Genomic DNA, 269 nt, shown 5'->3' with positions numbered 1-269 from the left:
AGGTAATTCCCTACGAGGAAGTGGTAAATCGCGGCCCGTCACCAGAGGCACGCGCCAACCCTTACCTGGCCGCCGAGCACTTTTTGCGCCAGCAAGGCGTGGTGGTGGCGCATGCCAATGGCCTTGAACGACTCGCCGAACTGCCCGCCAAAGGCCATAGCCTGTTGCTGCTGGGGGAGCGCAGCAACATGACACCACGCCAGGTCGAACAACTGCTGGGCTGGGCAAAAGCCGGCGGCCACCTGCTCTTGGTCGCCGAGGCATTATGG

1 protein-coding gene is annotated in these 269 nt (G+C 62.8%); it reads left to right on the top strand.

Going from position 1 to position 269, the window contains the following annotated elements; genetic code table 11:
- Positions 1-269, top strand: a 269-nt coding sequence (locus AAEZ05_RS28770; protein ID WP_350650003.1) for a DUF4350 domain-containing protein, incomplete at both ends; no start/stop codon positions are given.

Origin of the sequence: Pseudomonas sp. HY13-MNA-CIBAN-0226, assembly GCF_040310305.1 — a bacterium.
Lineage (GTDB): Bacteria > Pseudomonadota > Gammaproteobacteria > Pseudomonadales > Pseudomonadaceae > Aquipseudomonas > Aquipseudomonas gregormendelii.
Note: the sequence above shows the minus strand (reverse complement) of the source record. Positions and strands in the feature narration are given on the sequence as shown.